15 protein-coding genes are annotated in these 13,763 nt (G+C 70.9%); 10 read left to right on the top strand and 5 right to left on the bottom strand.

The window, feature by feature from the left end:
* Nucleotides 1-108: 108 nt before the first annotated feature.
* The 8 genes from alr (at nucleotide 109) to tsaD (ending at nucleotide 6,446) form a co-directional block, all read left to right on the top strand.
* The gene (gene alr, locus ABZ463_RS05135) at nucleotides 109-1,230 is read left to right on the top strand and encodes an alanine racemase (protein WP_352015568.1); all 1,122 of its coding nucleotides are present in this window, start codon (nucleotides 109-111) and stop codon (nucleotides 1,228-1,230) included.
* Between the two features lie 20 nt (nucleotides 1,231-1,250).
* Nucleotides 1,251-2,345: an alpha/beta hydrolase gene (locus ABZ463_RS05130; RefSeq protein ID WP_362773176.1), complete on the top strand. Its 1,095-nt coding sequence runs from the start codon at nucleotides 1,251-1,253 to the stop codon at nucleotides 2,343-2,345.
* A complete protein-coding gene (tsaE, locus tag ABZ463_RS05125; RefSeq protein WP_352015566.1) occupies nucleotides 2,342-2,794 on the top strand; it encodes a tRNA (adenosine(37)-N6)-threonylcarbamoyltransferase complex ATPase subunit type 1 TsaE in 453 nt (150 codons plus the stop codon). The genes ABZ463_RS05130 and tsaE overlap by 4 nt, the downstream gene beginning before the upstream one ends.
* 179 nt (nucleotides 2,795-2,973) lie before the next feature.
* Nucleotides 2,974-3,630 (top strand): hypothetical protein, encoded by a 657-nt coding sequence (locus ABZ463_RS05120; RefSeq protein WP_362773171.1) that lies wholly within the window; start codon nucleotides 2,974-2,976, stop codon nucleotides 3,628-3,630.
* 9 nt (nucleotides 3,631-3,639) lie between these two features.
* Nucleotides 3,640-4,191: a class F sortase gene (locus ABZ463_RS05115; protein ID WP_352015564.1), complete on the top strand. Its 552-nt coding sequence runs from the start codon at nucleotides 3,640-3,642 to the stop codon at nucleotides 4,189-4,191.
* A gap of 98 nt (nucleotides 4,192-4,289) precedes the next feature.
* Nucleotides 4,290-4,973 (top strand): tRNA (adenosine(37)-N6)-threonylcarbamoyltransferase complex dimerization subunit type 1 TsaB, encoded by a 684-nt coding sequence (gene tsaB, locus ABZ463_RS05110; RefSeq protein WP_362773167.1) that lies wholly within the window; start codon nucleotides 4,290-4,292, stop codon nucleotides 4,971-4,973.
* Nucleotides 4,970-5,422, top strand: a complete 453-nt coding sequence (rimI, locus tag ABZ463_RS05105; RefSeq protein ID WP_352015562.1) for a ribosomal protein S18-alanine N-acetyltransferase — start codon at nucleotides 4,970-4,972, stop codon at nucleotides 5,420-5,422. The genes tsaB and rimI overlap by 4 nt, the downstream gene beginning before the upstream one ends.
* Complete coding sequence (tsaD, locus tag ABZ463_RS05100; protein ID WP_352015561.1) at nucleotides 5,415-6,446, top strand: tRNA (adenosine(37)-N6)-threonylcarbamoyltransferase complex transferase subunit TsaD; 1,032 nt, start codon at nucleotides 5,415-5,417, stop codon at nucleotides 6,444-6,446. Before rimI ends, tsaD begins: the two co-directional genes overlap by 8 nt.
* 10 nt (nucleotides 6,447-6,456) lie before the next feature.
* On the opposite strand, the gene ABZ463_RS05095 is transcribed toward tsaD, so the two are convergent.
* Nucleotides 6,457-7,515: an alkene reductase gene (locus ABZ463_RS05095; RefSeq protein ID WP_362773162.1), complete on the bottom strand. Its 1,059-nt coding sequence runs from the start codon at nucleotides 7,513-7,515 to the stop codon at nucleotides 6,457-6,459.
* A 129-nt stretch (nucleotides 7,516-7,644) separates the two neighbouring features.
* On the opposite strand from ABZ463_RS05095, the gene ABZ463_RS05090 reads away from it, so the two are divergent.
* Nucleotides 7,645-8,163 carry a MarR family winged helix-turn-helix transcriptional regulator gene (locus tag ABZ463_RS05090; protein ID WP_352015559.1) on the top strand — a complete coding sequence of 173 codons (519 nt, stop codon included), beginning with the start codon at nucleotides 7,645-7,647 and terminating at the stop codon, nucleotides 8,161-8,163.
* 5 nt (nucleotides 8,164-8,168) lie between these two features.
* Here the strand turns inward: ABZ463_RS05090 and ABZ463_RS05085 are convergent, their stop codons facing one another.
* From ABZ463_RS05085 to ABZ463_RS05070, 4 genes are all read right to left on the bottom strand, one after another.
* Nucleotides 8,169-9,551, bottom strand: coding sequence for a hypothetical protein (locus tag ABZ463_RS05085; protein WP_352015558.1), 1,383 nt, complete (start codon nucleotides 9,549-9,551; stop codon nucleotides 8,169-8,171).
* A 210-nt stretch (nucleotides 9,552-9,761) separates the two neighbouring features.
* Nucleotides 9,762-10,925: a class I SAM-dependent methyltransferase gene (locus ABZ463_RS05080; protein ID WP_362773157.1), complete on the bottom strand. Its 1,164-nt coding sequence runs from the start codon at nucleotides 10,923-10,925 to the stop codon at nucleotides 9,762-9,764.
* Nucleotides 10,926-10,965: 40 nt separating this feature from the next.
* The gene (locus tag ABZ463_RS05075; RefSeq protein ID WP_352015556.1) at nucleotides 10,966-11,646 is read right to left on the bottom strand and encodes a Uma2 family endonuclease; all 681 of its coding nucleotides are present in this window, start codon (nucleotides 11,644-11,646) and stop codon (nucleotides 10,966-10,968) included.
* Nucleotides 11,647-11,751: 105 nt separating this feature from the next.
* A complete protein-coding gene (locus ABZ463_RS05070) occupies nucleotides 11,752-13,092 on the bottom strand; it encodes an NAD(P)/FAD-dependent oxidoreductase (protein ID WP_352015555.1) in 1,341 nt (446 codons plus the stop codon).
* Between the two features lie 100 nt (nucleotides 13,093-13,192).
* Between ABZ463_RS05070 and ABZ463_RS05065 the strand changes: the two genes are divergently transcribed.
* Nucleotides 13,193-13,705: a MarR family transcriptional regulator gene (locus ABZ463_RS05065; protein ID WP_362773152.1), complete on the top strand. Its 513-nt coding sequence runs from the start codon at nucleotides 13,193-13,195 to the stop codon at nucleotides 13,703-13,705.
* The last annotated feature ends 58 nt before the right edge of the window (nucleotides 13,706-13,763 follow it).

Raw genomic sequence — 13,763 nt, 5'->3', positions numbered from 1 at the left:
CCTCGTCCCGGCCCCCTGCCGGGGCGATGATGCGTCGCCGGAAACGTCCCAAAAGAGGTGCCTTTGGCATAGGTTAGACCGCTGACCTGGGAGACTGGGGGAATGAGCATGCCGATGACCCCTGCCGAGGCGAGGGTGAACCTCTCCGCCATCAGGGAAAACGTGGCCTTGCTGAGGGAGCGCTCTCAGGGTGCGGAGACCATGGCCGTGGTCAAGTCCGACGGTTACGGCCACGGCCTCGCCGCCTCCGCCAGGGCCAGTCTCGCGGGGGGCGCGACCCGCCTCGGCACCGCCTACATCCGTGAGGCGCTGGCACTGCGGGCCGAGGGGATCACGGCGCCGGTCATGGCGTGGATCATCCCGCCGGGCGAGCCCCTTGAGGAGGCGATCGTCCAGGGGATCGACCTGTCGGCGGGCGCCGTGTGGCTGGTGGACGCCATCGCCGAGGCCGCGGGCCGTACGGGCAGGACGGCCAGGGTGCACCTGAAGGTGGACACCGGCATCCGCAGGGGCGGCGCGTCCGGCGCCGAGTGGCCGACGCTCGTGGAGCGTGCCATGAAACGACAGGTCGAGGGCACCGTCGAGGTCGTCGGACTCTGGTCGCACCTCGCCTGCGCCGACATGCCCGGCCATCCGTCCATCGACATCCAGCTTGACGCCTTCGACGACGCCGTGGCGGTCGCGAAGCGGGCGGGCATCGGCGGCTCGCACGTGATCCGGCACCTGGCCAACTCCGCGGCGGTGCTGACGCTGCCCAGGGCGCGTTACGACATGGTCCGCCCCGGCCTGGCGGTCTTCGGGCTGAGCCCCATCCCCGAGATGGGCGACTTCGGGCTGCGGCCCGCGATGACCCTGGTCGCGCGGATCGCGATGGCCAAGCGGGTACCCGCGGGCGCCGGGGTCTCCTACGGCCACACCTACCTCACCGGGCGCGAGACCACGCTCGGCCTGGTCCCCCTCGGCTACGCCGACGGCATCATGCGGCACGCGGGCAACCTCGCGGAGGTGTTCGCGGGCGGCAGGCGGCACCGGGTCGCCGGGCGGGTCTGCATGGACCAGTTCGTCATCGACGTCGGGGACGACCCGCTGACCGAGGGCGACGAGGTCATCGTCTTCGGTGACGGGTCGCTGGGCGAGCCGACCCTGCAGGAGTGGGCGGATTCCCTTGGCACGATCACACATGAGATCGTGACCAGGATCGGATCGCGGGTTCCGCGCGTTTACCACTGAAAGGCACGGCTGGGGGTCGCATGAGCAACACCGCACGGCGCAGGGTCGGCATCGCGGGAGCCGTCGTCGGCGCCGCGTCCGCCGGGGTGGCCGCCGCGGCCCTCGCCAAGCGGTACGCGGTCGGGCGCATCAGGCTCCGCCCCGACCTGGAGATGAGCGAGCCCCTCGGCGAGCTGCGCGGTGAGCCGGTCAAGGTCACCACCTCCGACGGCGTCGGCCTCTACGCCGAGGTGGACGGCGTCGAGGACTCCCCGCTCACCGTGGTGCTCTGCCATGGCTACACGCTCAACCTGGACTCCTGGCACTACCAGCGGCGTGACCTGCGCGACTCCCACCGTCTGGTCCTGTGGGACCAGCGCGCGCACGGGCGCTCGCCGCACGCGGGCGCCGAGGGGTGCACGATCGACCGGCTCGGCGACGACCTGGCCGAGGTGATCGAGGAGCTGGTGCCCGGCCCGTGCGTCCTGGTCGGCCACTCCATGGGCGGGATGACCGTCATGGCGCTCGCAGAACGCCACCCCGACCTGTTCGGAGACAAGGTCAGGGGTGTCGCGCTGATCTCCACCTCGGCGGGCAAGCTGGCCGAGATCTCCCTGGGGCTTCCCGCGCTGCTGTCGAGGGCGGTGCACAGGGTCACCCCCGGCACGGTCGCCCTGCTCGGCAGGGGCGGCGCGCTGGTCGACAAGGGGAGGCAGGCGGGCAACGACGTGGCCTTCCTGCTGTTGCGTCACCTGGGCTTCGGCGACCCGAAGAACGTCAGCCCGACGGTGGTCGACTTCGCCGAGTCGATGATCCGCTCGACGCCGTTCGAGGTGATCGCCGACTTCTACCCCGCGCTGATGTCGCACGACAAACTGGGCGCGCTCGGCGTCCTGGACGACGTGCCGACCTCCATCATCGTGGGGGACAAGGACTGGCTGACGCCGATCGAGCACAGCAGGGCCATCGCCGCCGCGCTGCCACGGGCCCAGCTCACCGAGGTTCCCGGAACCTCGCACCTGATCCAGCTCGAACGGCCTACCGTCGTCAACGACGCGCTGCGCGACCTGCTCAAGCGGGCGGCGGCCGAACCAGGGGGCACGGAGCCCGCGGACACAGAGGAGACGAACCGGTGAGAGTCGTGGCGACCGCGGAGGAGATGCGCGAGCTGGGCGTCGAACTGGCCGGGCTGTTGCGCGCGGGAGACCTCGCGGTGCTGTCCGGGCCGCTGGGCGCGGGCAAGACGACCCTGGTCCAGGGGATCGCGGAGGGGCTGAAGGTGCGCGGGCCGATCACCTCCCCGACCTTCGTCATCGCCAGGGTCCACCCCTCGCTGTCCGGCGGCCCCGCGCTGGTGCACGCCGACGCCTACCGTCTCGGCGGGAACCTAGAGGTCGACGACCTCGACCTGGACGCCTCCCTCGAAGACTCGGTGACGGTCGTCGAGTGGGGTGAGGGCCTGGTCGAGGGACTGACCGAGGACCGCCTTGAGATCAGCGTCGAGCGCGCCGAGGCCGCGGGCGAGACCGAGGAACGGACCGTACGGCTGCGCGGCGTCGGCGCCCGCTGGGAGGGCGTTGTCTGATTCACCCCCGTAGGCCCGGGAATCCTGGCACTCTGGCATCACATCCCACTTGGGATAGATGATCGGGACCGAAGATCGACCATGCGGTTATGTCCATGTTTAATGGGGATCAGGCGGGAAGTTAAGCCGAGCCAGGGTCGTCGGCCGGACTGCGAAGTGGAGTGCGACGGGTGCCAAGGGTGAAGCGTGTCGCGGTTCTGGGGGCTGCCGCCCTCTTCGGAGTGGCCGGATGCTCGGCCCAGCCCACCACGGAGGGCACGAACGGGAACACCTCACCCGTGGCGGATCGGACCACGATCAGCAGGCAGGACATCGAGGTCCAGCTCCAGCCCGCCCGCGCCAAGGCCGGGCAGAAGGTGTGGGTGCTGGCCAACTGCCCCATCCCCGAGGGCGGCCCGGAACACCGGGGAACCGCCTCCGCCGAGGTCTTCAGCGCCGCGATCACCCTTGAGCCGATCCTGGCGACTCCGAGCCCCTCCGCCTCCGCGACCGGCACGCCCGCCGCGCGCCCCTGGGTCCGCGGCCAGGCCACCGTCGCCGACGGCGCCAAGACGGGTGTCTACGACGTCAACACCCGGTGCGAGGGCACCAACGACACCGGCAAGGCCAGCCTGAGGATCGTCTCCGACGGAGAGTCGAGCTCGAAGCCGACCTCGCGCCCGAAGCCGACCCGCACGATCATCTCGACCCACGGCCCGGCGACCGGCGGCGGAGGCACCGCCGCGGGCGGTCCGAACGACGGCTCGGGCATGCCGCTCGGCACGACCGGGGCCCTGCTCGCCGTCGCCCTGGCCGGCGGAGCGGGCTACCTCGTCGTACGGCGTCGCCGCTCGTAGCGGTAACCGATGGCCTCCTCCCGCTGGACCCGGATCGTCGTCGCCGGGCTCGTCACCGGTTTCGTCATGGTCGCGATCAACAGGGGCGACCGGGACGAGACCCCCGCCCGCGCCGCGGTCGTGCCCAAGCGCCTCGACATCCCCTCGCTGGGCATCGAGGCGCCCCTGATGAAACTCGGCGTCACGGACGGCCAGATCGACCTGCCGCCGTTCGACAGGCCGGACGAGGCCGGATGGCTCAAGGAGAGCGCCGTCCCCGGCGACCCCGGTTCGGCGGTGATCCTCGGGCACGTCGACACCAAGACCGACCCGGCCGTCTTCTACAAGCTCAAGCAGATGCGGGCCGGGCAGGCGATCAAGGTCGTGCGCAGCGACGGCAAGGTCGCCCAGTACCGTGTGGACTCCATCGAGCAGACCAGCAAGGACCGTTTCCCCGCGGACAAGGTCTATCTGGAGGACGGCCTGAGGCTCATCACCTGCGGCGGCACCTTCGACTGGGACAAGCACGAGTACCGCGACAACGTCATCGTCTACGCCACCCTCGTCAAGGCGAAGACCTGATCCGGGACGGAGCGGCCGGCCAGGCCGACGCGCGGATCGACGCGCGCTCGTCGAAGCGAGGACCTGACCCGATCCGAGACGGACTAGGCTAACTGTTCGTGCTGGTCCTGGCCTTTGATACCGCGACCCCCGCCGTCACCGCAGCGCTGCACGACGGCGAGAGGGTCCTGGCCGAGTCGACGACGGTTGACGCCCGTCGGCACGGCGAGCTGCTCGTTCCCACGATCGAGACGGTCCTGCGGGAGGCCGGTGTCGTCCTCGCCGACGTCACGGCCGTCGTCGCGGGCTCCGGCCCCGGTCCCTACACCGGGCTGCGGGTCGGCCTGGTCACCGCCCAGGCCCTGGCGACCTCGCTGGGCGTGCCCGCCTACGGCCTGTGCACGCTCGACGCCGTGGCCTACGGCAGCGGGCTCGAAGAGCCCTTCCTCGTGGCCACGGACGCCCGCCGCAAGGAGGTCTTCTGGGGTCACTACGAGGACCGGCGGACCCGTCTGTCCGGCCCCGCCGTGGACAAACCCCAGGACCTGCCCGCGGACCTGCCGCTCGTCGGCGCGGGCGCGCGGATGTACGTCGAGGTCGTCGGCGCCTCCCGGCTGCTCGACGCGCCCGAGTACCCCTTCGCCGGGGCGATGGCGGCGCTGGCCGCCGAACAGCTCGGCCGGCCCGACGTCGCGGAGGTCGTGGAGAGCGGCACGCACCCCGTGCTGAGCCTGCCCAGGCCGATCTACCTGCGCCGTCCCGACGCCCAGGTGCCCGCGCCGCCGAAGAGGGTCTCCGCGTGAGCGTGGTCCTGCGCCCGATGACCCACGACGACCTGCCCGAGGTGATGAAGGTCGAGCGGGAGACCTTCCCACTGGACGCCTGGAGCGAGGGCATGCTCCGCGGCGAGCTGGACGACCAGCCCAGGACCAGGCACTACGTGGTCGCCGTCGTCGGCGAGGAGATCGTCGGCTACGCCGGGCTCTACGCGGCGGGGGACCAGGCGGACGTGCAGACCATCGCCGTCTCCGAGGGCCACCGCCGGGCCGGGATCGGCGGGGCCATGCTGACCGAGCTGCTCACCGAGGCCGTACGGCGTGGCGCCACGTCGGTCTTCCTTGAGGTGCGCGCGGACAACTCCGGCGCCCAGGCCGTCTACGAGAGGTTCGGATTCGAGCGGATCGGCCTGCGCCGCCGCTACTACGAGGACGGCACCGACGCGATCATGATGAAGAAGGACCTCAATGCGTGACGAACCCCTGGTGCTGGGCATCGAGACCTCCTGCGACGAGACCGGGATCGGCATCGTCAGGGGGCACACCCTGCTGGCCAACACGATCGCCTCAAGCGTCGAGCAGCACGCCCGGTTCGGCGGCGTCGTGCCCGAGGTCGCCTCACGGGCCCACCTTGAGGCGATGACCCCGACCATCGAGCGCGCCCTCGACCAGGCGGGTCTGCGTCTGACCGACATCGACGCGATCGCGGTGACCGCGGGCCCGGGCCTGGCGGGCGCCCTGCTCGTCGGCGTCGCCGCCGCCAAGGCCTACTCGCTCGGACTTGGCGTGCCCCTGTACGGCGTGAACCACCTGGCCGCCCACGTGGCGGTCGACCAGCTCGAACACGGCGCCCTGCCCAAGCCCTGCATCGCGATGCTGGTCTCCGGCGGTCACTCCTCGCTGCTGCTGGTGCCCGACGTCGCCAAGGAGGTCATCCCGCTGGGCTCGACCGTCGACGACGCCGCCGGAGAGGCCTTCGACAAGGTGGCCCGGGTGCTCGGCCTGCCCTTCCCCGGAGGTCCCCACATCGACCGGGTGGCGGGCGGCGGCTCGGGTACGGCCATCGCCTTCCCCAGGGGCAAGCACGACGACGGGACACTCGACTTCTCCTTCTCCGGGCTGAAGACCGCCGTCGCCCGCTGGGTCGAGGCCAGGGAGCGCGCCGGTGAGACGATCCACGTGCCGGACGTGGCCGCCTCCTTCCAGGAGGCCGTGGTCGACGTGCTGACCCACAAGGCCCTGCTGGCCTGCCGGGAGCACGGCGTGCGCGACCTGCTGATCGGCGGTGGCGTGGCCGCCAACTCCCGGCTGCGGGCCCTGGCCCAGGAGCGCTGCGACGCCGCGGGTGTACGGCTGCGCGTCCCCCGGCCCGGCCTGTGCACCGACAACGGGGCGATGGTGGCCACGCTCGGCTCCGACCTGGTCGCGGCCGGGATCTCCCCCTCCCCGCTGGACATCCCCGCAGACTCCTCGCTGCCGATCACCACGGTCCACGTGTGACGGAGGGCCGTCAGGCCGGGTGCAGGGCGAGCGCCGGGTAGTCGGTGTAGCCGGTGTGGTCGCCGCCGAAGGCCTTGGAGAGGTCGGGCTCGTTCAGCGGCGCGCCGAGGCGCAGGCGCACTGGCAGGTCGGGGTTGGCCAGGAACGACTTGCCCAGGGAGACCAGGTCGGCGCCCTGGGCGAGCCAGTGGGCGACGGAGTCGGAGGGGTCGTTCCTCGCGGGGTCGTTGACGATGAGCGCGTTCGGCCACAGCGCGCGGACCCGCCCGTCGAACTCCGCCGAGCCGCCCGCCAGGTGGTGCAGGTAGACCAGGCCGATGTCGGCCAGCTCGGCCAGCAGCGCCGGGTAGACCTCGTTCGCGTCCTCCTCGGCCAGGTCGTGGATGCCGGTGGCGGGGGAGATCCTGATGCCGACCCGGTGCGCGCCGATCGCGTCCGCGACGGCCCGCGCGGTCTCGACGGCGAAGCGGATGCGGTTCTCGACGGAGCCGCCGAAGCGGTCCTGACGCAGGTTGGCGTTCTGCGACAGGAACTGGTGGATGAGGTAGCCGTTCGCCCCGTGCAGCTCGACCCCGTCGAACCCGGCGTCGATCGCGCGACGGGCGGCGTCGGCGAAGTCGCCGACGGTCGCCTCGACCTCCTCGGTGGTCAGTTCGACGGGGATCGGCGTGTCCTGCGGGCCGTTCGGGGTGAAGATCTGGCCGCTCGACCGTACGGCCGACGGGGCGACGGGGATCGCACCGGTGTTGTCCGGGTGGCCGACCCGGCCCGCGTGCATGAGCTGCGCGAAGATCCGGCCACCCGCCGCGTGGACGGCGTCGGTCACCTCACGCCATCCGGCGACCTGGTGGTCGGTGTGCAGACCCGGCGTGTCCATGTATCCCTTGCCCGCCGCGCTCGGCTGCACCCCCTCGGAGACGATCAGACCGGCCGAGGCGCGCTGCGCGTAGTACAGGGCGGTCAGCGTGGAGGGGATGCCGTCCACGTAAGCACGTGAACGGGTCATGGGGGCCATGACCAGGCGGTTTGGCAGTTCCAGGGCACCGAGCCTGAACGGGGAGAACGGCATGGCTGATCCCTTCGGGATTCTAATATGGTCGGCTAACTTGGGCGACCAACTTGGTCGGCCAAGAGTTAGTTCTACAACTTGGGCGACCAACTTGCAAGGGAGTAGGCTGGAGTCGAACAGGAGGACGAGATGACGCTTCCACGGCTTGACGAGGAACCGGCGGGGGTCGAAGCCTGGGAGGAAAGCCCTGACAGCCTGAACTGCCTGATGATCCAGGCCGCCCGAGGGCACCGCACGCTCATGGCCGGTCTCCTGGCCGAACTCGACCTCTACCCGGGCCAGGAACGCACCCTGACCCTGCTCTGGGAGTACGGCCCGCAGCCGCAGAACGTGCTCGCCAGGCTCATCGGCATCGACATGTCCACGATGACCAAGACCCTCCAGCGCCTCGAACGCAGCGGCTTCGTCAGCCGCGCGCCCAGTCCCGCCAACCGCCGCGTCAGCATCGTCAGCAGCACTCCGAAGGGCGACGCCCTGCGTCCCGAGGTCGAACGCGTCCTGGCGGAGGTCCACCGCCGGATGACCGGCGGCCTGAGCCCGGAGCAGGCGGGGGAGCTGACCCTGCTGCTGAAGGTGGTCAGGAACAACCTGTGCGGTGAGGAGGCGTGCGACACCTCCCCCTGCCTACCGGGCGACACCATGTGCTGAAAGCGTCAGTCCCCGTTGCCGTGGGGCCGGCACAGCAGGGCCTCGGCGAGGACCAGCACGGTCTCCTCAAGCGCGCCGAGCCTGTCGGCCGGGCCTGCGCCGGCGGGCTCGACGGCCCGGGTCAGCGCCTCGGTGAGCCGCTCGCGGCCCGGCTGGGCGCGCAGCGTGTCGCCCAGGGGGGCGAGAGCCGCGCGGGCCTGGGCGACGCGCTCCTCGAACGGGTCGAGGCGCCGCTGCTCCCGGGTCTGCAGCAGGCCCTTCAGCCGCTTCCCGGCCCCGGTGACGTGCGCCTGCACGTCCTCCGGCCGCCCGGTGTGGCCGTCGAGCGTCCGCAGCCGGGCGTCGACGGCCTCGATCCTGTTGAGGGTCCGCCCCTCGACGTCGTCCAGACGCTCGTCGAGGGCGTCGAACCGCGCCTCGTGACGGGCGGCGATCTCACCGAGCCGCTCGTTCGTCTCCGTCATCCGCCGCTCAAGCGCGGCCAGCCGCCTGTCCAGGTCGCTCAGGCAGTCCCCGACGTCCTCGGTCAGGCCGTCGAGCCTGACCATGATCATGTCGATCTTGCCGCTCACCTGCTCGACGGCGTCCGACAGACGGCGGGTCGCCTCGGCGACGACCCCCTGGAAGCCCGCCGACAGCTCGGGCAGGCCCTTCTCAAGGGACCCCGTACGCCGGACCAGCTCCCCCAGCCCCTTGTCCAGCCGGGTGAACCGGCCCGCGGCCGCGTCCATGCCCGTCTGGAGACGGCCGAGCCGCTCGGTGGTCTCGCCGTTGTCCTGGGTCTTGCCGGTGAGCACCCGGAGCCGGGTGAGCGCCTCGTCGGTCTTCTCGCTCACGGCGCTGAGGTCGGCCCACAGGCGCGGCAGCCCGTCCAGGGGGACGATCTGCGCGCCGACCGACTTGACCTCCCGGGTCAGGAAGCCGACCCGTGCGCCGACCGAGTCCACGTGGTCGCGGACCGCCTCGACGTGCTGGGCGAGCCCCTGGACCCAGGCGGGCGGGCGGGTCAGGGCCTTGTCGAGGCGGCCGGTCACGGACTCGAGCGTGCCGTTCAGCCCGCTCTCCCGATCCCTGGCCTCCCGCAGCAGCCACTCCACGCCGTCGAGGCGCTGACGGATCTCGTCGAGCCCGGTGCCCTGGGGGCGCTGGTCGTACACGGGCGCGGGGGAGAGCTTCTCGTACACCGGCGTCTGGGGGCACTGGTCGTAAATGGGCGCGGGGGGGAGCTGCTCGTAGACGGAGCTCTGGGGGCGCTGCTCGTACGCGGGCCCCTGCGGGAGCTGCTCGCGCACGGGGTCCTGGGCGGCGTGCGCCAGCAGTTCGCGCATCCGGTCGAAGATCGGGCTCTGCTCGTCCGCGTGGAACAGGGTGTGGCCGGAACGATCCACGGAAAACCCCTTTCCCCACCGACGGTCGGCCACGCGGCGGGTTTTAATGTTTCTTTAAGGACTTTGTTTTTAATTTACCGAGGAATGTAGGCCGAGTTTTCCCCGGAAATCCATGCGTGAGTAACCCTAGCCCCTGAGACATGTGTCCTCCGTGTCAAATTTAAAAAAGACAGATCGCCGGTTAATTGCTTGATGTACCGTTTTGCCAGTTCAGGAAGGGGTGCATATCAGGGCGAAAGGCCTTTCCTCGATCCTGGTGAGAATAACGACCGCGGATTCGCCCCCGGTCAGGCGAAGGTCCTTTCTGAGGCGATCGACGTCGACCGCGGAGCCCCTCTTTTTGATCGTTACGTTTCCCACTCCACGCTCACGCAGCGCCGCCCTCAGCCGTTTGAGCGAGAACGGCAGAGTCTCGTGGACCTCGTACCGCGCCGCCCACGGCGTCCGCTCCGTCCCGTTCCCCGTGATGTAGGCGATGCGCGGGTCGAGCAGGTGCCCGCCGACCGCGTCGGCGACCTCCGCCACGAGGTGGGCCCTGATCGCCGCCCCGTCCGGCTCGTGGACGTAGCGCCCGACCGGGCCGTGCCCGGCCGTACCGAGCTTGGGGTCGGGGGTCAGCGTCGCGCCGGACGGCAGCATCGTGGCCCTGCGCTCGACCTCTCCTGCCAGGGCGCCGCACCAGATCGCGGCCTCCTTGACCTCGCCCCGGTGGGAGACCCACTCGGCCTCCGCCCCCGGCGGGATGAACGCGTAGTCGATCCCCGGGGCGACCTTCAGGCACGCGGCCCTCGCCTGGCGCGCCATCTCCAGCACCTGGGGCCACGGTGGTGAGTAGGCCATCGGATCGAAGGTCCTGCCCCGGGCCGTACGGCGGGCGGGGTCGGCGAACAGGACGTCGAAGCCGGACGGGTCGACCGTGGCGGCGTCGGCCGCACGGACCGTGACCCGGTCGCCGAACCCCAGCGCGTCGGCGTTGGCCTGGGCGACCGCGGCGGTGAGCGGGTCGGCGTCGACCGCCTCGACCACGCATCCGGCCCTGGCCAGGGCCAGGGTGTCCCCGCCGATGCCGCAGCAGACGTCGGCGACCCGGGAGCCCGGGGGGACGCGCCGGGCGCGGTGGTCGGCCACCTCGCGGCGGGTCGACTGCTCAAGGCCGTTCGGCGTGAAGTACATCACCCCGGCGTCGGCGCCGAACTTCTCCACGGCGCGGCGTCTGAGCCCCGCCTGGGTGAGCGCCGCGGAGGTCAGGTCGGCGTCGTAGGTCTTCCTGAGCCGGGTGACCGCCGCGACCGGGTCGTCTCCCGCGGCTCCGGCGGCGGCCAGGGCCTCCTGGCCTCGGGGTGTCAACAGCTCCAGGAACGAGTCAAGCTCCACACCGCCCGACGCTACCGCCTCGGACGGATGGAGCCTCTCCTCAGCCCAGCAGGGCGGTCAGGTCGATCGTGGCGGGGAAGGGGACCTGGACCGAGAGCTTGTCACGGTGGATGCCGGTGGGAACGTAGGCACGCGTCGCGGAGTCGAGCTCGTAGACGTACACGGCGGGAACGCCGTTCTCAGCCTCGACCCGCCAGAAGTGGGTGATGCCGGCGGCCGCGTAGCGCCTGGGTTTGACCTCCCGGTCGCGGAACTCGGATTCGGGCGAGACCACCTCCACGACCAGGTGGACCTCCTCGGGAACGTAGGCGGTGCGGTCGTGCTCGCGGTCCAGGGCGGCGTCGATGAGCAGAACGTCGGGACACGGGCGTTGTCTCACGCCGAGTACGACGTCCATCTGGGTCGCCACCGCGAGGTGCTCGGGCGCCTGGGCTTCGAGACTGTTCGCGAGCCTGCGGATCACGACATCGTGGAAACGCTTCTGGGGGGACATGAAGATGAGGGCTCCATCGACGAGTTCGACGTGCTTGAAGAAGTCCGGCTCGCCGTGGGGGCCCTCCTGGGGAAGCCGGTCGAGGTCGTCGGCCGTCCATCCGCCGGGCGGCGGATAGGGCCAGTTGGCGAGAAGCTCGCCGACCTCGCGCGTTGCGCTCGTCTCCTCGCTCAGCGTGCTGGTCACATCGCTCACCGTGGCGTCTTTCCCGTCACCGTTCGTAGCCATCGGGTCGCGTTCCCCCCGGTGCTCGCTCGTATGTTCCCGAAGTCGTATGTTCCCCGATGAGCGTCCCGGTGTCGCCCCGAAGCGCGGGAATCGGGGTGAAGGTCCTCAGGCGTCCGCGGCGCGGTAGGCCACGAGGGCGTCGACGAACCTCCTGCGCAGCGCCGGGACCCGGCCGACCGCGCGGAAGAACGTCCGGTTGGCCGCCAGGACCGCCCGGCCGACGACCGGCCTGTGCAGCAGGTCGTCGCCGTTGGTGCCGTTCTGGGCGAGGGAGTCGGCGACGCGGGCGAAGCCGTACGGGATCATCTCCGCCTCGTAGGCGGCGACGGCGTCCAGCAGCGGGGCGCCGTCACGGACGGTGATGAGCCGCCTGGTCAGGAGCATCGCGTCGCGCAGGGCGGTGTTGGCGCCGACGCCCCGCCCGGGGGTCATGGTGTGCACGGCGTCGCCGAGCAGGGTGACGTTGGTGGTCTCCCACGGGTCCACCGGCTCGGAGGTGCGGATGGCGATGGGGAAGCAGCTGCCCGGGTCGGCGGCCCGGAACAGCGCGCGCAGGTCCGGATGCCAGTTGGGCGTCATGTCCAGGACCACCCGTTTGAGGTCCTCGCCGCGCAGGTCCATCACCCCGGGCGGGAACCTGCGGGCCGAGGCGGAGAAGCCCCAGTTGATGTAGTCGCGGGTGTTGTCGTACAGCAGGCCGGGCCAGCGCGCGATCAGCTCCGCGTCGTTGCCGCCGACGCCGTGCTTGACCTCGCCGTCGCGGTCCCACTTGAACTCCATGACGTGCCAGATGCAGAACTGGCCCTTCGGGGCGAAGGTGGCGGAGATCCCGTTGAAGACCTCCTCGGGCAGCAGCGCCCTGGTCTCCGGGGTCACCGCGACCTTGGCGGAGACCGCGATCACCCCGGTGTCCCTGACCTTCGCGTGCGGGAGGTACTGCCTGCGGACCCTGGAGCCGGTGCCGTCGGCGGCGACGAGCAGGTCGCCGGTGGCCGAGGTGCCGTCGTCGAAGAAGGCGGTCACGGTGCCGTCGGCGCCGTGCTCGTAGTGGGTGAAGGTCTTGCCGAAGCGCACGACGTCGTCCATCCCGGTGAGCAGCACCTGGCGCAGGGTCATCCGGGAGACCGAGCGTTCGCTGTGGACCGGGTCGGTGCTCTCCGGCAGCCGGAAGGAGGCGACCGTCCTGCGCCGTTCGGTCAGCACGTTGAAGTGGGCGGGCGTCCTGGCGCAGGTGGCGGTGTAGGTGTCGAACAGCTCGGGGGGCAGGCACTCGCGGAGCGCCTGGTTGCCCGTCGGGTCGATGCCGACGCGGTAGCCGTGCACGCCGTCGGCGCGGGTGCGGTCGCGTTCGTAGACCGCGACCGAGATCCCGGCGCGCCGCAGGCCGTGGGCCAGGCACATTCCGCCGGTGCCCGCACCGATGACGATCACGTGGAGAGGGGACACGGGTCTCCCTTGGAGGACGGGTCTGGACAGGGGTGTTCTCCTCGAACGCCATGTATCTTGATGTTCGAGGCATATTTAGCTTGATGGTCGAGAGGCTTGAATGTCAAGGGAAAATGGTCCCGCGCATGGGGACGGCGCTCTCAGGGCGGAGCTGGGGCGGGAGGTCCAGGCGGGTCAGACGGCCGTCGACGCCTTCGACGAGGCGGTCGCGATCCACCTCGGGGTGAACAGGACCGACCTGCGCTGCCTGGAGATCCTGGTGCGCGAGGGGTCTGAGGGGAACGTCACACCCAGCGTCCTCGGGACGGGCCTGGGGCTCACCACGGGCAGCGTCACCGCGATGCTCGACCGCCTCGAACGGGCCGGATACCTGACGCGCTCCCCCGATCCCGGGGACCGCAGGAAGGTGGTCGTGCGCGCCACCCCCGAGACCCTCGCGAAGGTCGAGGAGCTGTACGGTCCCGTCGTCGAACGGGGGAAGCGGCTGATCTCGGGTTACTCCGACGAGGAGATCCGTTTCGTGCTGGGTTTCCTGCGCGGTTCGCGGGAGCTGTACGAGACCGAGATCGCGCGGGTCAGAGGCCTGCCCGCGGCGGGGCGGCGCAGGGTTTGAGGTTCGCGTACCCAGTGCGGAGGCGGTTCGTGTTGACTGTCAAGGCCTCCTTGCATAC

It is taken from the genome of Streptosporangium sp. NPDC020145, assembly GCF_040631275.1.
Taxonomy (GTDB): domain Bacteria; phylum Actinomycetota; class Actinomycetes; order Streptosporangiales; family Streptosporangiaceae; genus Streptosporangium.
This window is presented reverse-complemented; position numbering and strand designations above follow the sequence as displayed.